Origin of the sequence: Thalassoroseus pseudoceratinae, from assembly GCF_011634775.1 — a bacterium.
GTDB lineage: Bacteria > Planctomycetota > Planctomycetia > Planctomycetales > Planctomycetaceae > Thalassoroseus > Thalassoroseus pseudoceratinae.
Genome location: NZ_JAALXT010000005.1, coordinates 722,100 through 743,489, shown reverse-complemented (window position 1 = coordinate 743,489; position 21,390 = coordinate 722,100). Strand labels below are relative to the sequence as shown.

Below are 21,390 nucleotides of genomic sequence, written 5' to 3'. Positions count from 1 at the left end.
TAGTTAGAATCGAATTTTCCCAGGAGCTTTCGATATGTCTCGTGCTCTGTCGGATGGAGTTGTTCGATTCCCAATCCGAGGCTTTGGGCCTGTTCAAATGCTTTACGAGCTGCTAGGTCTTGGTCGAGACGGTCGTAGGCGACGGCGAGATGGTAGCCGATATTGGCGGTTGGTGTGTCGGCGAAGGCGGTTTTGAGGTCCTTCATTGCTTTTCCTGGCAATCCGCGGGAGAGGTCGATCATGCCACGGGTGTCGACCAAGTCTGCCAGCGGTCCCGCGATGGCGATGGCTTCGTTGATCAGTCGGACGGCCTCTTCTGGATTTCGGCCGGTCACTCCCAACATCCATGCGAGATTGTTCAGGGCGGCGACATTGGACTGATCTTCTTGCAGGACTCGGCGATAAAGGAGTTCTGCTTCGTCGAATCGCTTCTGCAAGACTTTGAGGGCCGCCATCGCGTTGAAGATACGGCGAGAGTTCGGGCGGTCCTCCAGGGCCTTGGTCACGATTTCCTCCGCACGATCCAGTGTCGACGGCGGGAAATTGCCCAGAGAGACGACATTCACAGCAGTGACGGCTGCGGCTTCTGGAACGACTCGATCAGCGTTTTCTTCCACGATCTTCAAGGCGGCATCGACTTGGTTGCGGCGACCGAGATAAGTGGCCAAGGTCATGATGTCTTCCGCCCTTGGCGATGCTTGGGCGTACTGGCGGTACAGCGATTCTGCTGTTTCCGTTAATCCAAGTTTTTCCGCGGTCATCGCGGCCGTGCGAAGTGACACTCGCTCGGTTGCGGTAATTTCGGCCGCACCGTCGCTTGTTGGGTGGATGAGGTGGCCTGCGAAGGAAGTCAGAGTCAATCGGGCTGCTTCGTCTCCGTGGAAACGCGCATCGAATTCGGCATTGGTGACAGCCGTGCGGACGCTGTGAGGTTCAAGAACACGAAGTCGATCGAGACGGGACAGCAGACGATTCTCCAAGCGATCGTCGTCAGGCTCGTGCTTCACGCAACCACGGATGTACGACGATAGGAATCCCGGTTCAGCTCCATCACGTTCGAGTAATTCTTCCAACAGCAGTTTCGCCGTGGGCCATCCGTCGGTTTGTTCGTACAACGAGGCCAGTCGCAGCATTTCGCTGTCGCTCAGTGAGGTTCGTTTTCGGAGTTGCTCCAGGATTGCGATCAGTTGCTTTCGGTCTGCCAAGCTGACCCGGTCCGCGAGAATGGACACCTGAGCTCGCAAGTCGACCAACGGAACTTCGTCCGAACCGGCTGTCCGGCGGAGCATCTGCAGAGCTCGTTCCACGTCTTCGTATCGCCCGCGGGCTGCGGTTGTGAATGCTCGGCGACGACGTGCCCAAGCGGCGGCATCGGCGGGAACGTCATTCTCCGGATTCACCAAGTAAGAAAGGTGTTTGTCAGCCTCAGCAAGTGCTTTCGTTCGGCTGAAAAAGTCGGCAACTGCCATTCTCAAGGCAACGTTATCCGGAGCAGCTTCGACGGCGGCTCGATAATACTCGGCTGCTTTTTGAGGCTGCTGCACGACTTCGCTGTACTGTGCCAAGCTGAGCGGTTTCATGTGTGGCGGTGTTTCCGGCAGTTTGTCCGCTGCTTCCTCGACAGCTTTCCGTGCATCTTCCTCGTCTCCCACTCGCCACAGAAAGACGACATACGCAAACCACGCTTCCGGTTGTCGTGGGGCATCGTTGACGACTTCGCGATAGATCGAACGAGCTTGTTGCAACAGGTCCTGTGCTCGTTGGCTTTGCTGCTCGTCTTTCATCATCGAGCGATACTTAGCGAACAAAAGATGCGCGTGAGCGATGCGGTCTCGAAAGTCGTTCGATTCGCCCGCCAACTGTCGAGAATAGTTGATGGCGGCATCCACTTGCCCGCGTTCCAACGCCACTTTCCAGGCCAACCTCTTCAGATCATCGGACACGAGTGCGGTGCTGGCTTGTTCGGCTTGACGTATAACAGCATCGGCGAGATCGAAATTCTTGTTGGCTCGGTGATATTCTACGATGTAGCGAACAACATCCGGCGAGAAATCGCCAAGTTGACGAGCACGCTCGTAGTGAGCGAACGCTGCTTGCTGATTGCCCAGCGCCGCCTCCAACGTTCCTTGCAGATGGGGAACAGCAGCCCAATAAGCTCGATTTTCGGCGGCACGTTGCAACAGTTGGCGAGGGCGTTCCAACTCTTTTTTTAGCTCGGCAATGTCGACTTTGGAATCGGTTTGCCCTTCGACGGACTTCGCGATTTGACGGACGGTCCATAAGGCGTCAATGTAGTCGCCGTTCGGGCCTTTTGGGCCTTCAATTTCGCGGACTGCCTTGAGGGATTTTGCAACTTCGGCCTGATCACCGGCACGTGCGGCGAGTTCTGCGATTGCCATCCACCCCGGAAGGTAATCCGGTCGAATGGAGACAACTCGATTCCAAAGTGATCGGGTTTGATCCTGCATATTAGCTGCGGCCGCGTATCGCACGAGCCCTTCGTAGAGCCGAACTTGTTCGGGCTTTGTGAACTCCTTGACGTCTTGGCCCAGGGTCTCGACGGCTTTTCGGAGTAATTCCGGCCCCTGCAACTTTGCCAACTCGGCTTTCGCTAAGCGGATTTCAACGGTGTCGCCGTGAGTTTTCTCCGCCTTGGCGATCAAGTCTTCTGCCGCCGCGGCACGCTCTGGGGTGCCCAAGTCTTTGCGATTCACGACGACATTGAATTGCGCCTGCCACAGTTCTTTGGCATCCGGATGTCCCTTCGAGACTTTCTCGAGCACATCGATGGCTGCCGTGTACTCGTTGCGGGCAACATGGAGCTCCGCACGCAAGACGGCTGTGGCGGGTTCGTCGGCTGCGACTTTCTCCGCCTGCTGAACCGCCTTTTCCATTGCTTCGAGGTTGCGTTGATCCGCTGGTTTTTGCAATTCGCGGAGCAACACCAATCGCGCGAGTGATTGAGCAACGTTCGGAATGTTCGTCAGCGGAGCGTACTCACGAATCGCTTCGTCAATGCGACCGGCATCGCCGAGAGCGTTCGCGAGTTCGATACGACCTGGGATCCAAAATGGATCCGTCTCAACGCTGCTGCGGAAGATCTCAATCCGACGGTCCGGGTTCTGCAAACGCGAGTAGCACGACGCGAGTAGCAAGTCGAGTCGTTTGCGAAACTCGGTCAGTCCGGCCAGTCGTGGTCGCAGTTGCTCCAAGAGTTTTGCCGCTTCCGCATATTGACCGTTGTGTGCCAGGAGTTGGCCGCTCAGCAGGATGGTTAGTTCGTCTCGTCCGCCGATCGAGCGAATTGTTTCCATTTGTTCGTTGGCAGCACTGTCGGCTTTGGCCTGCGTGATGACGCCGATTTCGGCCTGTTTCAAGAACAGATCGGCCAGTGCCCAACGCATTCGGACTTCCGATTCCACCAGGCGACGAAGCTCTTCAATTTCCGGTTGCTTCCGGCTTGATTGATCCTCTTCGTCATCTTCGGCCGGTTCTCGCAAGGACTTGGCCTCTTCGATTCCGCTGCGGAGATAGCCTTCCGCCTCTTGCAACGCCTCTGCGTTTCGGCTCTGTTCCAAGACAAGATCGGAAAGCACCAGTTGCAATCGGGGTTCTGGCGGCTCAGCCTCTGTCCCCTTGAGTGCGTAGCGTTTGGCGGCTTTGCGGTGATTCTGGGCCTCGTCAATCCGATTCCCGAGTGTCGCGGCCCGCGCTTGAGCTTGTTCAAGCATCGCGGCTGTTAGGAGAAAACGTGAGTCATTCAGAGCTTCCGGCAGTTCGAGGGCTTCTTCGATATCCGCCGTCGCGGCGTCCAATTCGCCCCAGGATTGATGAAGTTCCCCACGTCGCCACAACGCCAGATACTCTGGTTTCGCCTCTTGAACCATTCGGCTCGCGATCCGACGCGACAGCTCCTTCGCACTCATTTTTCCGGTTTCTTCGGGGAACACTTCGAGCAACGCGGGGTCACTCAAAGCCTTTTCCTCAGACGACCATTCCGCCTGGATGGGAACAATTTCTTCACTTCGAGAGAGTGCGGCGAATTCCGCATAGGAGTCGACATCTTGCGGGTCTCGGTCGATCGCCAACGCATACCAGACGGCGGCTTCATCATACTGCCCGGCTGCACGTTTGATTCGGGCCTTGGACAGGGTGAGTTCATGATTTCGGGAATACTCAGCAGTCGACAACAGCCGATCGATGTGGCTGCTGGCGGCGGTGTAGTAGTTGACGCCGCGGTATCTCCCCAGCTTCATCAGGGTGCGAACCAGCCGAAGTCGGATCTCGTCGCGTTCGGGTTCCAGACGCAAAACCTTCTCGAAGACATCCGCAATGGACCGCCAAGAGTTGGGGTTTCCACTGTCTTGGTCGAGCAATTCAGCCGTGCGTTCGAGGGCAGAAATGTCATCAGGACGAAACTGCAGATATTGACCAAACAGTTTCAGGGCATCGTTGTTGCGACCGTCTTTCTCCGCCGCGACCGCCCGGTTAAAAATCTCGCCGACGTTGCGTTCGATCATGAACAGACGCAACAAATGGAATCCGCCGGCCAGGAGAGCGACGACTAGTATGCCGGCGAAAAACCGTTTCGTGGCGAATCGGTATTCGACTTCCGGCTGCTCATTGGAAGATTTCACGGAACGAGACTTCTGCGCTTGAGATTTTGAATGGGACTTCTTCGGGGGCGTTTTCGGTTCTGGCTGCGCTGGCTTTGCCATGGAACTGTGTCGCTTTGACTGTTTGGAAGGGAGGGACGTGTGTGATCAGGTGGGGTGCGGGTTGCAACGCCGATACATCGAATACCAACCGGCTGAGTGACGCCATCAACTGGGGACTATTAGAAACGACGAACCTTGTCCTACGGCTGCTGGACGAGACGAAGTAACTTCTGCCATCGGCTTGTCCGTTCGTTCTCGAGCTCTCGAAGTCGGACAACCACATTCATGGGATCCATTGCTTCGTCGGAGTCATCTAACTCTGCCGGCGAAATCCCCTGGCTGACCGGCGGTGGAGTCGAGACGCGTTCCTTCGATTGGCTGTTGTCTGTCACAAGCTTCGAAGGTTCACGCTTCTCTTGACCGTTTGATTCCGACTTGTTGGCCATATTTTCCAGCATTATTTGCTGCACGCGTTGAATCTCGGACGTGATTCGTGCGAGTTGGCGAATCTCTTCGCAAAGTTCCTCCTTGATGTCCCGGCGGATCGAATCGACCAGCGTCGTCAGCATTTCGGTTTGTTGCTGAAACTGCTGGTGCATCTCCTGCCGCATATGGACGAGTGCACCATTGACACCTTCGACGATCGCTTGCGTGGCGTCAACTTGCGTTGCCGGTGACGTGCAAAACGCGGGCGTCGAATTTTGCTCCTGAATCACCCACATCAAAGATCGAGTTAAGTCCAGCTCATCTTCATTGCTCGGAGCCCCTGCACTGACCTGAAAATCGGGGACGGTTTTGAGACCATCCGATTGTTCGAGTGTTGATTGAGATTCTTCGCTAGCCTTGAACTCTGGTTCTTTCTCGGACTTCGGTTCGGTGATGATGACTCGGCCGGTGTCTGAGCCAAGCGATTCGGTGAACCGATACCGAGAGCGACCGATCTGGATTTCGTCGCCCTCATGTAGTTTGCTTCGGCGGACGCACCTGCCGTTCACACGAATGCCGTCGGGGGTTTCGAAGTCTTGAATCCAAACTCCTTCGTTGGTCGACAGGACGGCCCCATGGACTCGCGAGACGTGGGGATCGACAATTCGGAACCCGCAATAGGTGCCCCGCCCGATCAAGGTGATCAAACGGGAGTCGAGTCGTATTGACGTCGCGTCCTCGCCCTCCAAAGGCAGAAAAGCGGATTTTGGGGACTGATTCCAAGCGGCCGCATCCGCTTCGCTTTCGTCAATCCACGGCTCGAAGAGGGTGTCGACGTCAACTGGTGGAACTTCGAATTCGTCGGTCGATCGTTCCATACTCGGCAGGCAAGTGATCCCGTAGGCACCAACGACGACCTCATCATTGGGAACGAGCCAACGGAATCGATGGACTCCCGGACGGTGTCGGACTTGATGTTTCCCACAAAGTGAGATGCACAGAATCCGATGACCGATCCGCTGGAAGACCATCTCGCGATCTTTGACTGACGGGTCAGTTAGTTTCAGCTGACAGTCCGGCCCACTTCCGACAATCGCAAACGCCGAACGGACCTGACGATCAAAGGTCTTGCCGTCATGCAACCGTGTGATTCGCAACTCGACCGCAGTCCGGGGCTTTCGCGGAATGATGAGTTGGGAGAAGCGTTTGCCGATTTCGGGGCATTTCCGAATATCGACCCCGGCCAGTAGTTGGATGCGGGAGTCGTTGGTGGCCGCTGCGACCGCGTCGGAGAATTCCGCAAGATGTTCGTCGCTGCTATCTTCCGCGATGTGAATATTGGCATCGTCGGTGGGCAGCTCTTCGGATTCGGATTCCGCATCGTCGTTGTAATTAGAGAGCACCAAACGGCGGCGACGGTCGTTGGTACTACGGCGCATGAGGATGCATCCTGTTAAAATCTCGTGCCAGCGAGGTGCAGTTCAAATGAGCGTTGATGAACTTTTGCGGGCTAATTTGCCCCGATTTTTTGAAAATCGGTTGGACAAATGTAAGTAATAGTGACTACAATACCTAGTGGTCTTCCTGCAACGGCAATTTTCCGCACATTTCCTTACCAAATTTCGCTGGTGAGATGTGGTGAGCCGACTCCGTAGGAAGATAGGTCTGTACACAATTCCTTTCTGATTTTAAATTCCGAGTTGGTCAAATCAACCTCGTTTTCATCAACAGGGATCGAATTCTCGATTTGAATGATTGAAGACCAGTGTGTGACTTTTGTTCACATTGCTCAGTTGTAGCGATTAGAGGGGTTTTAACGATACCGTTCGGTCTTTTGGCAACTTTCCACAGGCATTTCGCCGAAATCGCCAGCCTCCGCTGGTTTTGTTCCCGATATTTGAACGCTTGGTTATCATGAATGTCATGATGACCCTCGCGGTAGCAATCATTTCCGAAGTCTTTCGGGCCGATTTTTCGTTGTCTCAGTTTCCACGACGGAAATTGGAGGAACACGTATATGCGATATCACCTCGATTTAGGACGGCAATTCTGCAGCGTCCTCGATGAATCCGGCCACGCTGTTTTCACCGGTAGTTGGAAACAGTGCGAGCAATGGCTCGATCAACACGAAAACCTCGCCGCGGCCTCAAGCACCGCGGCCAACCCGCAACCCACTCGAACACCACCCCGACGAGGCTGGGCGATCTCAAATCTGCTACGTTCGGTGAAGTCCTAGCGGAATGGAGGAGGCGGCTAACCTTCCGTCTGCCGTCTCGATGATCCAGCGGGGCACGTCACCTCATCGTGCACTCAGCCAACGACGGCCACTTTCTGTCGATACCAGACGCCAGCAAACCCAATCATACCCAAGGCCATCATCGCCCATGTTCCGGGTTCTGGAGTCGGTGACCCAGACGTTGCTGTCGCCTCAAAGCTCACATTATCAATTAAGAGCTGAGAAGGGCCAAAATCATTGTTTTCGTTCATTACACCAAACGCCAGCGTATAAATCCCGGCTGAATCCACGTCATAGGTCTTCGTCTGAAAGGCGGTTGCCCCTGATTCGGCATTAGCAAGCCGCTCTCCATTATTCGCCCCAGACAAACTCCAAAACGCGAAATCATTGTTTTCACCTGTATTATTCTCCGAAGTAATAAAGCTCCAGTCGAACGACAATTTACCTCCAGTCAGCACTTCAAATGTCTGCTTGATTGCCGAGCCATTGGCTGGGCTGTCGCCAAATTCTTCTAGACGAGAAACTGAAAGGTCAACAAAGTTTGCAATGGCTCCAGCGAGTATCGATGTGTCAGTAGACAGTTCGGCTTGGGCACTTATTACCACCGGATTACCGATAGACTGCCAACCTAGATCCGGGGGAGTCACATCAATGTGTACTGAATCAAACTCCCCATTCACAATCGGAGATGCCTGCGCATTCATTCCGATCGAGGCCGCTACAACAAAAGTCAGCAGAGTGTAAGAAAACAAACGACTCATTCGTATTTCCCTTCGAAAACCTGGGCTGCAATGAATTTAATATGCACTATTGTCGAGAATACCTTGGCCAAAGCGTTGTCCGTTTGAGGTTAATAGTTTCAGATATACTGACGGATCAACGCTCTCAGATATGCCACGTGCTGCTCCATCTGCAAGGCATACGTGAACTATATCCTGATGGTTCGAAGATGCTATGAACCTATCGCCACCTCCATCGGCTGGATCGTCTGACGAATTGATAGCCGAATCCCCGAGCGCATCGCAACTCGTGTCATTTAGGCTACTTGCGGAGCCATAAATTGGGCTGCCTCCACTCTCGATATCGCTAAGTTCGACACCAAACACGAGACGGTCAGTGTTGGTAGTATCCCAGCTGGTCGCTGCTGCAACACTCTCTCCGAGCAAGATGGTATTGCCAGTGCCATCCCCCTGCGAAATAAAATCCAAACTCATTTTACGATCGTTTGCCGCAATTCTCTGAAACATAGCGCCGGTGGAATATGCCGCTAGTGCCCCCAACGCTCCGCCCGATACACCATCCAACGCTTCTTCGGTATCGATGGCATCTGGACCAAAGGCCCCTCCAACTGTTGAATTTGTGAGCGACAAGTAGCCACCATTCACTCGATACGTCAACCCAAAGTCCTGCTGCCAAGAGTTCAAATCGTCTGGGCAAGTAAAGACTTGGAGCCACGTGTTGACAGGGGTCGGTGTGCTGAAGGGAGATGTGGAACCAGTGGCTGCATTTTCTCGTAGCTGTCTCTGAATAGCCTCTTGATCAAGCGTGTTTAGGATCTGTACAGGCCAACCGCTAATTCGTTTTTCTGCAGTCGTTCCTGTCGTTGAATCCCGCACATAAGGCAGTGAACCATTATGGCTGGATGCGAAGTTTTGCATCGCTAGGCCGAGGTTGTGGAGATTGTTCAGGCATTGTGTTCGCCGGGCGGCGGCTCGGGCACTTTGGACGGCGGGGGCGATGAGTGAGATTAGGGTCGCGATGATGGAGATCACCACGAGCAATTCGATCAGTGTGAAGCCGACGCGTTTACGTGCGGACCGCTCGTGTAGGCAGGGACTGATGCGACCTTGCATGAAAGACTCCAAGCAGGTGGAATGGAGGGAATATATCTGTTCTTCTGAGAGAGACGTCTGTCAAGATAGGGGGGTGTACAGGTCGCGTCAACAAGAACTTTAGCGTTTTTGTCGAAAAGTCAATTAAAGGTTGATTTCAACTTGACGCCTTTGTTTTGGTGAGTTGGTAGTACTACCTACATGGTCCAGTGGGTCTCCTGAAATCGACTGCATCACGGCGTTTGAACTTCGATTTCCGGCGAAATTCTACGGACCTCTTTGAACAGGCATTCTTGAGCCGATGTCATTTCGTGTTGCCGACGAGCCATCACGCGGCGGGCGACTTCGATGGCTCGTGTGGACTCAAACGCTTCATGGACACCGTCATCAAACCAGCTGAAACTAGGCACGAATTTGGGGCTGTGGGGGCCAACCACGCTGCTGCAGAATCCGATTACGGCACCGGTCGGGAAGCTGACGTTGATGCCGAGTTTGCTGTAATCTCCGCAGAGCATCCCCACGAACATCTCGCCCGTCTCGACTAGTTGACCGTTGATGGGGACTCGCACGGGACCGTACGTGTTTTTGAGGTCGCTGTTGATGCAGTCCGCTGCGATGTTCACCCAAGAGCCGATGTAACTGTGCCCCAAAAATCCGTCGTGCTGCTTGTTGGAGAAACCCTGAATGATACTGGTTTCGATCTCGCCGCCGACTTTACAACGGGGGCCGATCGTTGTTCCCGCATGAACGACCGAACCAGGTTGGATCAGACTGTCATCACCGATGTACGCGGGGCCTTGAATAAAACTGTGAGGCAGGATTTCGACGTTCTCGCCGATCCATACCGGGCCGTTTTCGGCGTCGATCACTACGCACGGCTTGATTTGAGCTCCCGCGCCAATGAACACCGAATCGGGAGCCAAGACGTGACTGCCCGTCATCACTTGGCCCCAGACGTCGGCCGGTGCCCCGCGGCGAACTCGCCAATCGAATTCGATCGCGCGGTCGTTGGCGTGAATCAGGTTCCACGGCCAATCCATGAGTTCAACGACGTCCTCGTCAAACTCGTGCTGGGGAAGATCTACGAGCAGAGGGTGATCGGCTGGCAGAACTGGTGAGACCAGAAAAGTGGCGGGTGTAAGCCGTGCTGCTAAAGCGGGATCGGCGTGCACGGCGACCACTTGGCCGGATTTCTTAGAGACGCCAACCCAAGAGCCTGTTCCTTCCACCTTCGGCAGTTGTTTCCATATACCTCGCCCGTTGAGGAAGAGACAACGCTCGGGAGCGGATTGATTGACCGGAAGACTTTTCTGTTCGGTCAACACTGGTGCGATGGAATCTCGACACCATAAACCGATTTTGGTCTTGGGTTTGCGTGATGACGCAACGGAGGACGTTTCGTTCTCGGCGGTCTGTAGTTGTTGGATCTTCGCGAGTAGCGAATCCATTCCGCAGAGCAAGTCGAAGACACCCCGAGTGTAGACCAGCGGCAGAAAGTGCTCCCAGGACGCATCTTCATAGACAACAATAGGTAAATTCATCAGCTCGATTTGGTCAAATTGTGTTGGGTGGGCTTTCTCTATTCGACGGTGACGCTCTTGGCGAGGTTACGTGGCTTGTCGACATTGCAGCCACGATGAAGAGCGGTGTGGTAGGCTAACCACTGCAGGGGAATTGTTGTGACAAGCGGAGAGAGCGCTGGGATGGTGGGAGGCACAAAAATCACTTCGTCGGCGACTTCGCCAATTTGGGTGTCGCCTTGGGTGGCGATGGCAATCACTCGCCCTTTCCGACTGCGAACTTCTTCGATGTTGGAAAGCACCTTCTCGTAAGTATGATCCTGAACGGCGATGACGACAACGGGCATACCTTTGTCGATCAACGCGATGGGGCCGTGTTTCATCTCGGCTGCCGGTAATCCCTCGGCATGGATGTAGCTGATTTCCTTGAGTTTCAAGGCCCCCTCCAACGCTACTGGGAAATTCACTCCGCGTCCCAGATACAGCCAATTGTCGTGTTGCGAGAGATCCGCAACGAGACTTTGGATTTGCTTTTCGGTCTCCAAGGCTTCCGCGATTTTCTCCGGCATCGTGGCGAGTTCATGGACTACATTCGCCGTTTGTTCGGGAGACAGTCGTCGCCGACGTCCCAAATCGCAAGCCATCATGGTCAGCACGGCAACCTGAGCGGTAAAGGCTTTCGTGCTGGCGACACCGATTTCCGGACCCACATGCAGGTATACACCGGCGTCGGTTTCCAACGCGATGGATGAACCCACCGTGTTGACGATGCCCAGGCAGGTGGCCCCTTTCAACTTCACTTCCCGTAAAGCGGCCAGGGTGTCAGCGGTTTCGCCGGATTGACTCATCGCGACGGCCAACGTGTTTTCTTCGATCAGCGGGTTGCGATACCGTAACTCGCTGGCGTATTGGACCGTCGTCGGAATTCCCGCCAGCGTTTCGAACAGATAGCCACCGATCAATGCTGCGTGCCAAGCCGTCCCGCAGCCGAACAGGAGAACCCGCTGAAAGTGTGCCAGGTCTCGCTCGATTTCCGTCAGGCCACCCAGCACAATGCGTCCGTTAGTGACGTCTAGACGCCCCCGCATCATTTCCCGGAGGCTCTCCGGTTGCTCGCGGATCTCCTTTTCCATGTAGTTGGCGTGCCCGGATAATCCGACGTCAGCCAGAGAAAGGTCCAGCACTTCGATCCGCTTTTCGACGGCTACGGAGTGAATCGTGGTGGCTTCCAGACCGGCGGGCGAGAGGACTGCGACTTCGTCATCTTCGAGATAGGTCACGTCGGACGTATGTGCGACGACGGCATGTGGGTCGGATGCGATCACGTAGCCTTCGGCCGTGATACCGACCAACAACGGACTGCCTCGGCGAGCCGAGAATAACGTTTCCGGATGGTCTGAGCACACCAGAGCGATGCCGAATGTGCCGCGAACTTCCTGCAGAGCCAACTCCAGACTTTCCCGCAGATCCCCTGATCGCCCGTAGAAAAAGCCGATCAGTTGGACCAAGCATTCGGTGTCTGTCTGACTATGGAATTGGATTCCTTCGTCCGCCAGAAAGTTGCGAATCGACGAGTGGTTCTCGATGACGCCGTTGTGCACCAAAGCGATGCGGCCGCTCGCGTCCATATGCGGATGCGCGTTTTGCTCGCTTGGCTGGCCGTGAGTCGCCCAACGCGTGTGGCCAATCCCAATCTCGCCGCGAACTGGGGACTTCGTCAGGGATTCCTGAAGCTGATCCACCGGCCCGACCGCTCGACGCACGTGCAATTGGCCGTCATGAATCGTTGCCAATCCGGCCGAGTCGTATCCTCGGTATTCGAGTCGTTTCAGACCTGTCAGAAGAACGTCCGACGCATTGGTCGCGCCCAAGTAGCCGACAATTCCGCACATTGACCACTCCGTGACCGTTTTAAAAGCCCGTTGGCATCGACATCGCAAGTTAGAAGAGAGAGGGCTTCTAATGTCGCAGGGTCTAAACCATTGTCAACTGCAGTCATGTCAACTTTTGGAAATTTTCGATGTGTTCTTGTGGTCACTGTGGCGAGTTGTTCAATTCCCCATACCGAATGTGAAAGCGGCTTCGCATTTCGTGCAGTATATGACGGTGTCTTGTCGAAAAACGAACAGTGTTGTTAATTCATAACCTCTTATTCTGTTGTGGTTTGGGGTGCGGTCCGTGCGTCGGCCATTGGATCAGCACCTGCGAATCAAGCATTATCGTTAACGTCGACCACTTCGCCGGCTCTGCAGTCGTTTTTCGAGCGGGACCAAATCACCGTAGTAGTTCTCTCGCTGTTCATTCTTCCGGAGCAACTTTGCGATGTTGGATTGCTCCGCATAGAAGCCCACAGCCACTGCCAAGGCGTGAAGCACACGATGGTACGAGGACAGCGTGCCCTCTTGAAGCCATTCGCCGAAGAGCTCCTGGCCGGTCTGTGTGCGCAGTACTGGGCCACAGGCCGGATGAAGAGCAAAGATGTGCCCGTGAAACAGGTGAAAGTTTATTCGCTCATATTCATTGGATGGCGTACAGTGGTCGTAATGCCAAAGCTGGTGGAAAGCTTTGCACTTGTCCGTCAGGTCATATTGCCATCCCAGATAGGGAAGCAACGCATCCCAAACGGCTGAATAGCAGCGGTGTAACGCTGTTCGGCATTCGTAGGACAAGATGTCAAGCACTTGCTTTTCAAGTGCCTTCCCTCGCCGCCGACCGATTTGCTTCAAGATTGTTTTCCATTCGTGAAGCACTGCATCTATCGTCTGCGGTCCATCCTGTTCGATACGATCGCGAGCGTCGGGAAGGGGTTCGAAGAGCACGAATCCGTGAACCACGGCGAGAAGGAGTATGCTCGCGAAGATTCACACGTCAACACGACAGAGAGTTACACTTCTACTTCTCAAGCGTGCTTACGTTGGTGCTCATCATCACTACACCGCTCGCCACCTTCATCGATATGTGACGGAGCGATCATTCCACTGGAATTTGCGCAGGCAGAGTGACGGCAAACGGGTGGTGCAAGCAATTGAAGGTGCGGAAGGCTAGCGTCTCAAATATCGAGAACCAAGCGGTTCTTGTCTAGCACGTCGCTTCATCAGGCAAATCAACTTCTAAGTTTGACTCGCCGACGTGTCGTCCGATATGACGGTACATATCGCGGCCTTCAGGCTCTTCCGCGAACTTTCCATGCAATGCAGCAAATAGCATGGTTAGCTTGATTTTGCGATGCGAGATGGAAACGTCAAAACTTCCGATATCCTCCAGTACAGCGCGAACTCCCTTGATACGACATCCAACCAATTCGTCGGTTTCATCCGAAAGATAAATTGTGACGCGGCTATTGAGCCTTTTTCCGTGTTCAGGTTCGTTGCTGATAAAAAACATCAAGGCATCGGAATCGGCATCGTAGTATGCGTGTGGTCGAAACTCTCGGCCTGCCGTCTCTTGTTCAAAATTTGCAATCAAATCGTTCAAGCTCGTGGCCATACTTTTCTCCAGTTGTCTCCGAATTGCCTTCTGTAATCCGCCTCATCAGTGAGACAAAAGTCTTCCCATCGCCACTCGTCAATTTTCCCTGTAGTCATAACAAAGACGAAAAAACACCGATTTGGTTGTGGCGGAAGTTCAATTCCATCTTTGGGCCTGTCTTGCGGCCTCCCTACGTAGCATAACCCATCTTCATGTCCTTCGCGATTCCAACCTTGGAAAATTGCGTCAGGTTCTTCCAGCACATCTTTCGCACAAATTAAGCGATAGAACCGGGAAGTATGTATCGCTCGCGTAAGATTTTCAATTGTGGCCTGATGAATGAAACAACGAATACTCGCTTCGTCATCGTGTGGGTCGCGAGCTTCCATGTTCCAGTCGCGGGGTCTCGACATGATTTTACCTCTTGCTTGTACTTCTAAAACGTATTCACCGCTTGGAGAATTCTAACAACCCTGATAGAATCACGAATGCGCACGCCGGGGGTCGAACCCGGAAGGGGTGACTCGCTTGCAACGAACCCCAATGGAACCCAAATCCACCGCGTTTGCCAATTTCGCCACGTGCGCAAAAGAGACGAGCCGGAAGCGAGAGACATTATCCAATGCCCGCTTCTGGCTCGTTTTGTTTTTTGGGTGGCGATCGTGCGGTTAGCCGGATTGCTCCTGCTTGGCGTTTTCGCGTCATGCTGACTTTCCTGCGATCACCCATTTCCGTCTTGACGGATCTGGAGCAACCTGCCATAATGCAACCCGCAATGGACGTAAAAAGGGCGCTGCCTTTTTGGAAGGCCTTTGCGACACAAAAATCGTGGGATTGCTGACTGCCCGTCTTGGAGTCCCACACCGAAACATTTGCGTCGTGTTCAGTTAATTGAGCACGACGCTCTTTTTATAAGCGAAAATGGATCTGTTGGTCAAGATGGAACAGCCGGTGTCGACCACTTTTGACTGGTGAACAATAGGATTTTTGAAAAATCGGCCCGAAAGCGAAAAACGGCCATTTTAAAAAAAATCCATTTTGCGCTTTCCTGATGCGCACGCATGATCATTTGTTGTTTCATTGTGCGGCGTTTTTTGATCAAAAAGCTGATCGTTTGACCTCTGTTTATGTGTGTATTCATGTGTTAAGTGGTCATGTGATCTGTATTTCTAAGAAATCTCCTAAAATTTCAAAAAATGGCAGTAGTGAACAGCGAGAGAAGCCTGTGTCCATTCTGCTTGACTTCGAAAAAGCGGTTGAGGGATTGTTGGGAGTGAAGCCGGAAGACGCTCAATCTCCGAAATCTGATGATCAAGAAAAGAAGCCGGATCAGTCGTCATGATCCGGCTTCTGGCGTTTTGGGACTTGTTCGCTATCGGCTCAATATATTTCAGGTCGGGTTTGCAAAGTATAACGTTCCGCTCGGCTTCTTCCGTGAGCATTTCCAGCGACCGATCGGGCTGTTCTTGACGCCGCTCAAATTCCTGTTGCACCTCCGTGGCCAACTCTTGAAACCACGGTTGCGACTGCAAATTCTCTTTGTTCATTTTGATCCTCCATTTGTTGATCGAGAAATGCCCGGCGACGCAGTTTGAAGGTGGCGTCGCCGGGGCAAGTGAGCGAAACGGACTTAACCGTCAGTCGGAAACAATCGGGAAGTGATCTGATTGACCACTATTTCCCACAGCCATGCCTCGGGAATGTACTTCTTGTTCGGGCAACCGCCGTCCGTGGTGCCGATTGGACAGGCATAGTAGACATAGCTTTTGCCCTCCTTACTTTTACGACCAGTGGCCACCACCCGCATGGATGCTTGGCATTCTCCGCAACGGGCCAAGCCACTGAGCGGGTACACCAGCGATGTGCCTGGTGCTATCGGGCGAATCTGTTTGCCATCCTGAGTGGTTGCATCACTCGAGTCTTGGCGACAGCGACTCAGTCGGACCGCGGCCACACGATCCCACAATTCGCGGGAAACGAGCGGTGCGCAGAAGTCCGGCACGCGGAGCCATTCGTCCTCGGGATGGCCTCGATGACTCGAGCATCGTCCACAATGTCGGTGGCTTGCTTCTCCCAGGCCAAATCGCCTTTATAGATTTCCTGCTCGAGCCAATACCGCACCGTTGATGGGTGAAACGGCTTGTATCTCGCGGGAATATCGTCATTGCGATTGAGGAGCCTGGCCAAGCGATCAGGGCCAAAACCGGTCTGATCCGCCAGCTCAAACAGCGTGGTGATGATCATTGCCTCCTCAGGATGCGGTTCCAATTTCGAGCCCTCCAGGAATTGTCGCCCGTCGCGTTCGCTCATTTGGGAGACCAATCGATAGCCGAATGGCGGTTTGCCGCCCGGCCAAAATCCCTGTCGTGCTTTATCGCGTTTGCCTCGCAGAACCTGGTGGCTCTTCACTCGGTTCTCCTCCGTCGCCCTCATGGCTTCGAAGGCCCCAAAGGCTTGCCCCTGGGGCGTCGTCGGATCGGCGAAATGCGAGTCCGCGGTGAGTAGCAACACACCATGCTGATTCTGCAACTCCTTTCGCAGCGCCAGCAGTTCGTCGTTTCGGCCGAATCGCTCGAAGGTGTCGACAAGAATGAGATCCACCACCACGGCTCCACTACGGATGTCTTGCAACATCTTTTGGAAACCGTGACGTTTTCGCACGTAGCGACCGGATTCGCCGTCATCACGATAGATGTTGACGATTTTCCAAGGGTGCCCGAGGGCCTGAATCCGTTGCTTGATTTCCGCTTCTTGCTGGTCGGGGCTCCGCGGGTTTTGTCTGTCGGAACTCATTCGCAGATAGAGCACCACACGATGCGGCTGCTGTGGGTTGAACTGACGCTTTAACATGTCTTCCCCCTTTCGTGGAGGTTATCGCCGTTGCTCTCGCCGAATGTCTTCAGCGATTGCCCGGGCGATGGATTGAACCAATCGCGTCCGCCGTAGCTCTCGAACCGCTATGAGCAATTCGGTTGCGTCTTCGGCAGCCAGATCTTTCGGAAATGGCACCTGACCGCTGGCGATGAGAGTTGCTAATCGCTGTTGGTCGGTGGTGGAGATCCGAAACTTCTCTGCACTGCCCAGTTCACCGGACGTTCGATTGTTGGTATTGGATTCGGGGTTTGGCATCGTGACTCCAGATGTGGACGCACGATCACAAAGTCCCGGTCCAGCAACGTGCCGGACGAGAACTAGGCATTTGCGCGCCCCGGTTTTGGGGAGAATTTCGAAAAAAAGATGCGGTATGCGAAAAAAAACAGATTTCCGCCGAACAAAAAAAGCCTCCCGGCAACCGAAGGCAGTCACTGGGAGGCTCTTTTGGGATGGGATCAACGAAGATGCTTGATATCTAACTCATTGTCCTCAATATACTTGGCGCATTTTCGGCTGGGATTTAGCCACCACTGACTTACTGTGCATGCGGTTCGTTCTGGCCGTTCGGACGAAATCGGTCTGATTCACGAAACACCGTACTGCGTGCCCAGCCAAGTCACGGCGGCATCGAGTTGGCCCGCTGCGTCAACGTAGTACCGGTCCGCGGTTCCCGAAGGACTATGCCCAAGGAAAAGGTTTTCCAAGCCACGGAACTTTGGGTTGTTGGCAATCAGGTTGGCCGACGTTTTCCGCAGCAGTTTTAATGGCTTTTCGATCCCAGTTTTCTTCTTGAGCCGATCGTACGCATTTTTGACGCTGTCGTTCGTGGTAGCCTTACCGTTGTCGCGGATATCACGAACAACCAGCCGATTGCCAAATCGATTTCGCAGGAGCAACGGCCCCTCCGACTCGCGATGATCCCTCAAGAGCTGCAACGTGTCTTGCCAAAGCAAGTAGCGAACGCTGGGTGCCGAGGCGTGATGAGCCGACTTGCTGCGTTTGCGAGTGATCGTCCCGTGTTCCCAATCGACTTCCTCCGGTGCGATCGCAGAAATGTCGCCTTGATACATCCCGCAATTGAGCATCAGCAGCAGATACAATCGGACACGGTCGTTCGCGTGGGCGAGGCAGGTTTTCACTTCGTCAATGGTGAAGAACAATGGGCGGCGAACGTCTTTGCCAATGGCCAGCTCGCGGTTGTTCTCAATCAAAATTCGAGGCAGGTCGGCAATGGCATGGAGCCGCCAAAGTCGACGGATGAACGCACACGCATCCTGGAGTCGCGTGTGAGCCGTTGCTCGGGCCAACTTTTGCTTCGCGATTGCCGCCAGCAGGGATTGTCGGTAGGCGAGTACAGCTTGACCATCAATTTCGCCGACATCGCGGGAGCCCCCGAACCACTTCACAAAGTGCAGGAGATTCGTGCGTTTCGAGGTGAACCGGCCGGCGGAAAGTGCCCCGGCACGGACCCGCGATTGCTCATCTGCGAAAAAGTGATCAAGGTGGGTGGAAACTTGCGTGTCGAGCGAAGCTGGCTGATTCGCGGTTTCAATGCGATCTTTCCAAACCGCCTTCTCGATTTGCATCGGAGTCGGAGCGAATGCTTCCTTCCGTGCGTTGGATGAAGATGGTCGTTGCATCCTCGCAAAAACGGCACGCATTCGTTCCGTGTCGATCGGTTCGTGTGACTTGACGTTGACGGCGGTAAGAATGCCATCCAAGACAGCCGGCGGAATTTCGAATAGGTTGAGAAAACGGTCATCCCATTGCAAAGGAGATGGGGATTTCTGCGAAGAACGGTCCCGCAGACTGTCGATTTTCATCCGAGCTTCGTCGGCCAAAGTACTTTCGCCGTGCGAATCACTCCAATGGGACACCGCCGTCCATTCGGCAATCGCCTGCTCGTAGTCGGCTTGGTGGGGTTTTGGGCGGGATGCTTCCTCGGCATCGACGGCTGACTTCCGCGTCTCCCATTCCGCCAACGCTGATTTGTAAGCCTCGATATCGCTCTTACTGGAAGCGGTCCCCAGATAAAGCGTCCGGCCTTTGTACTTTTTCTTCCATCGCCCACGGCGACCATCAGCACCGGGCTGCCAAGTCAGGCGGATCTTGCGTGGCATAAAAACACCCCTCACGACTCACATCGCGAGATACCTTTTGGGGGAAATCAGGACCCAAAATGGTACCTCGGCGCGATTTGCGAGTGAAGGGGCAAATCCAAGAACGTATTGTTTTTCAACGGGTTAAGATTGGAGATCAAGAGGTTCAAACCCACGACCTGTGCTGCATTGCTGCCAGCGAATCGTCGGTGACTATGGCTTGTTGCGATCGTGAACAACCTTGGATATGTCTCGCGACTGCCATTGTTGATGGCGGGATTGTCCTATCTTGGAAAGCGACCGTCTCAGCTCGATCGAAAGTTCGTCGTTACCGACGTCTTTGTGTTCGCGATCCGTACCGTGCTCAAGCGACCTAGCCACCACACCTTTTAAAACAACATGCCCTAGAACACGACGCAGAAATCCAATCTCCTCCCAAGAATGCGAATAGAAAGATGTAACCGAGCGAAACTTCGGCGTTCAAATGAGGCAGCCACGCACGGTAGGCCACGCGTGGCTGCTACTCAATCTCAAACAGAACCTATGTCACGATCTTGAAATCGTTGGCATGCAAGCTGGACAAGTTCGTATTCTGAAGCGTCAGAGTTTGTCCCTCCAGATTGATCACGACATCTGAACCTACCTGCGTAGCTGCGGCAAGAACGTCAGCACCGTTGGCGAAGCTGAAGCCAGACAGCTTCACGGTATCGTTGCCGCCACCAGCGTTGATCGTCAGCGGTCCACCACCATCGACCTGTTTGACGTTCGAGAGATTAATGGTGTTGGCTCCGCCATCCCCGCCACCGGAGTCGGTTCCATTGATGACATTTCCATTGGCCTTGATTTGTTCAACGTTCGTGAGCTTGAAGTCATCGACGGTGATGTCACCATCGAGGATGACGGTACGCCCCACATCCAACCGCACTATTGGCGAGTCGGCCAATTGAGCGAAACCCTCGGAATTCGAAAATCGACGCTGAGCGACTGGCGTCAACGCGGTGGGTCCAGGTCCGCCAGGTCGGAACCCGCTGGATTTATTGGGCGGACCGAGTCGAAAAGCAGCGGCTGAAAAAACTCGCAATTCATCCGCGGAGTGGATTCACGCCAACCCCGAGAAATCTGACACCCCCCAAAGCCCAAATGCCGCCGGATTCCGGCGGCGATCCGTAATCAACAACGACAACCAGGCGGATATTGTGACCAAGCAGTCAAAAAGGCGATTCGACACCGCAAGAATCGCTGTTCTACCGCACGCGAGCGGGAGCGCGAATGGGCGACATCTTCATGAGCCTGATCCACACCTGCGAACTCAATCAGGCCAACCCCTTCGACTACCTGACCGCCTTCATTCGCCACTCCGGCGATGTCGCCACCCATCCCCCCCATCGGCTCCCCTGGAACTACCGCCAGTCTCAAGCCGATCTCCCATCCGCAACCTGATCCCCACCGCATTCACTCCACCAGATCACGCCCTTAAGATTTTGCACGCTTGCCGGAAGGACACTGCGTATTGAGCACTCTTCGATATGCGATTATTGATGAATGCACGAAACATTCTGTATTCGGCGATGCCGAGCGATGCCCGTTCCTGTCAGAAGGCAACCAATCAGGAATAGGACGAACGCAGAAGGTTCAGGCACGGGCGAGAGGTTGGAATCGCTTACTGAAATGTTAGCAACTCCGTAAGAATCGATCAGCGGGTCGAGTGAAGCAAGAAATGTGGTATTCTCTTCAAGTGACGGACTCAATTGATCGGCCGAAATTGTTGCTGTTTGTCCTGGTAAACCTGTTATCGTCAATTGAAACGTTCCAATTAGAATCGAATTGTCTGGACTGGGCATGAGGGGAGGGTTGAAAAAATCAACCGCCCCCAAGACACCGGCCACGTTGGCCGGGTCTGCAACGGGGAAACCTGAATCGAACGGGTAAGTGGTTGTTAGGAATGAAAAGGGAGTAGAAATGCCACTTCCTGAAACAGCTAGGCTCGCCAGACCACCAGTTTGCAGAATTCGACCTCCCCCACCTACTAAGCCGCTGAAGAGCGGGTCATCAAACCCGGCAAAATCCGATAACATCGTATCTTGAAGGATGAGCTGAACATCAACAGTGCCACCAGAGACAGCCTCATAGTTGCTTTCGTTAAATCCAAGCAGTAATCCAGCCTCACTACTGCCTTGGATCGAATGAATGATCACTAAGAACATTAGACATTGAGTAGTCGCCAATTTCATTCTGTACCTTCTCAATAGTCGATTCAATGGATGGGTGGCCGAGATT

Annotated in this window: 17 protein-coding genes and 1 tRNA gene; 3 read left to right on the top strand and 15 right to left on the bottom strand. The window is 54.0% G+C overall.

The window, feature by feature from the left end; genetic code table 11:
• Together G6R38_RS20575 and G6R38_RS20570 are read right to left on the bottom strand one after the other, a co-directional pair.
• On the bottom strand, positions 1 to 4,637 hold a 4,637-nt coding region (locus G6R38_RS20575), incomplete at its 3' end, for a tetratricopeptide repeat protein (protein WP_166830633.1).
• 221 nt (positions 4,638 to 4,858) lie between these two features.
• A complete protein-coding gene (locus G6R38_RS20570; protein ID WP_166830632.1) occupies positions 4,859 to 6,523 on the bottom strand; it encodes an FHA domain-containing protein in 1,665 nt (554 codons plus the stop codon).
• Between the two features lie 578 nt (positions 6,524 to 7,101).
• Between G6R38_RS20570 and G6R38_RS20565 the strand changes: the two genes are divergently transcribed.
• Entirely contained in the window at positions 7,102 to 7,320 is a 219-nt protein-coding gene (locus G6R38_RS20565; RefSeq protein ID WP_166830631.1) for a hypothetical protein, read from the top strand.
• A 74-nt stretch (positions 7,321 to 7,394) separates the two neighbouring features.
• Here G6R38_RS20565 and G6R38_RS20560 read toward each other — a convergent pair whose 3' ends face one another.
• The 7 genes from G6R38_RS20560 to G6R38_RS20530 form a co-directional block, all read right to left on the bottom strand.
• Positions 7,395 to 8,081 carry a PEP-CTERM sorting domain-containing protein gene (locus tag G6R38_RS20560; RefSeq protein WP_166830630.1) on the bottom strand — a complete coding sequence of 229 codons (687 nt, stop codon included), beginning with the start codon at positions 8,079 to 8,081 and terminating at the stop codon, positions 7,395 to 7,397.
• 36 nt (positions 8,082 to 8,117) lie between these two features.
• Positions 8,118 to 9,173, bottom strand: a complete 1,056-nt coding sequence (locus G6R38_RS20555) for a DUF1559 family PulG-like putative transporter (RefSeq protein ID WP_166830629.1) — start codon at positions 9,171 to 9,173, stop codon at positions 8,118 to 8,120.
• Between the two features lie 212 nt (positions 9,174 to 9,385).
• Positions 9,386 to 10,693, bottom strand: coding sequence for a putative sugar nucleotidyl transferase (locus tag G6R38_RS20550; RefSeq protein ID WP_166830628.1), 1,308 nt, complete (start codon positions 10,691 to 10,693; stop codon positions 9,386 to 9,388).
• A 38-nt stretch (positions 10,694 to 10,731) separates the two neighbouring features.
• Positions 10,732 to 12,564 carry a glutamine--fructose-6-phosphate transaminase (isomerizing) gene (gene glmS, locus G6R38_RS20545; RefSeq protein ID WP_166830627.1) on the bottom strand — a complete coding sequence of 611 codons (1,833 nt, stop codon included), beginning with the start codon at positions 12,562 to 12,564 and terminating at the stop codon, positions 10,732 to 10,734.
• Between the two features lie 330 nt (positions 12,565 to 12,894).
• Positions 12,895 to 13,491, bottom strand: coding sequence for a hypothetical protein (locus G6R38_RS20540; protein ID WP_166830626.1), 597 nt, complete (start codon positions 13,489 to 13,491; stop codon positions 12,895 to 12,897).
• A gap of 259 nt (positions 13,492 to 13,750) precedes the next feature.
• Positions 13,751 to 14,146, bottom strand: coding sequence for a hypothetical protein (locus G6R38_RS20535; RefSeq protein WP_166830625.1), 396 nt, complete (start codon positions 14,144 to 14,146; stop codon positions 13,751 to 13,753).
• 483 nt (positions 14,147 to 14,629) lie between these two features.
• Positions 14,630 to 14,727, bottom strand: a tRNA-Pro gene (locus G6R38_RS20530).
• A 464-nt stretch (positions 14,728 to 15,191) separates the two neighbouring features.
• Between G6R38_RS20530 and G6R38_RS20525 the strand changes: the two genes are divergently transcribed.
• Entirely contained in the window at positions 15,192 to 15,482 is a 291-nt protein-coding gene (locus G6R38_RS20525) for a hypothetical protein (RefSeq protein ID WP_166830624.1), read from the top strand.
• A gap of 288 nt (positions 15,483 to 15,770) precedes the next feature.
• Here the strand turns inward: G6R38_RS20525 and G6R38_RS20520 are convergent, their stop codons facing one another.
• The 5 genes from G6R38_RS20520 to G6R38_RS20500 all read right to left on the bottom strand — a co-directional run bounded on the left by G6R38_RS20520 (position 15,771) and on the right by G6R38_RS20500 (position 20,194).
• On the bottom strand, positions 15,771 to 16,094 hold the full coding sequence (locus G6R38_RS20520; RefSeq protein WP_166830623.1) for a zinc ribbon domain-containing protein: 324 nt from the start codon (positions 16,092 to 16,094) through the stop codon (positions 15,771 to 15,773).
• Positions 16,076 to 16,990 (bottom strand): recombinase family protein, encoded by a 915-nt coding sequence (locus G6R38_RS20515; protein ID WP_166830622.1) that lies wholly within the window; start codon positions 16,988 to 16,990, stop codon positions 16,076 to 16,078. The genes G6R38_RS20520 and G6R38_RS20515 overlap by 19 nt, the downstream gene beginning before the upstream one ends.
• Positions 16,991 to 17,011: 21 nt before the next feature.
• Positions 17,012 to 17,269, bottom strand: coding sequence for a hypothetical protein (locus G6R38_RS20510; protein ID WP_166830621.1), 258 nt, complete (start codon positions 17,267 to 17,269; stop codon positions 17,012 to 17,014).
• 329 nt (positions 17,270 to 17,598) lie between these two features.
• A complete protein-coding gene (locus G6R38_RS20505) occupies positions 17,599 to 19,134 on the bottom strand; it encodes a tyrosine-type recombinase/integrase (protein ID WP_166830620.1) in 1,536 nt (511 codons plus the stop codon).
• A 520-nt stretch (positions 19,135 to 19,654) separates the two neighbouring features.
• On the bottom strand, positions 19,655 to 20,194 hold the full coding sequence (locus tag G6R38_RS20500) for a hypothetical protein (RefSeq protein ID WP_166830619.1): 540 nt from the start codon (positions 20,192 to 20,194) through the stop codon (positions 19,655 to 19,657).
• Positions 20,195 to 20,382: 188 nt separating this feature from the next.
• Here G6R38_RS20500 and G6R38_RS20495 point away from each other — a divergent pair, with 188 nt between their 5' ends.
• Positions 20,383 to 20,553, top strand: coding sequence for a transposase domain-containing protein (locus G6R38_RS20495; protein WP_166830618.1), 171 nt, complete (start codon positions 20,383 to 20,385; stop codon positions 20,551 to 20,553).
• Between the two features lie 92 nt (positions 20,554 to 20,645).
• Here G6R38_RS20495 and G6R38_RS20490 read toward each other — a convergent pair whose 3' ends face one another.
• The gene (locus tag G6R38_RS20490) at positions 20,646 to 21,344 is read right to left on the bottom strand and encodes a PEP-CTERM sorting domain-containing protein (protein ID WP_166830617.1); all 699 of its coding nucleotides are present in this window, start codon (positions 21,342 to 21,344) and stop codon (positions 20,646 to 20,648) included.
• Between the last annotated feature and the right edge of the window lie 46 nt (positions 21,345 to 21,390).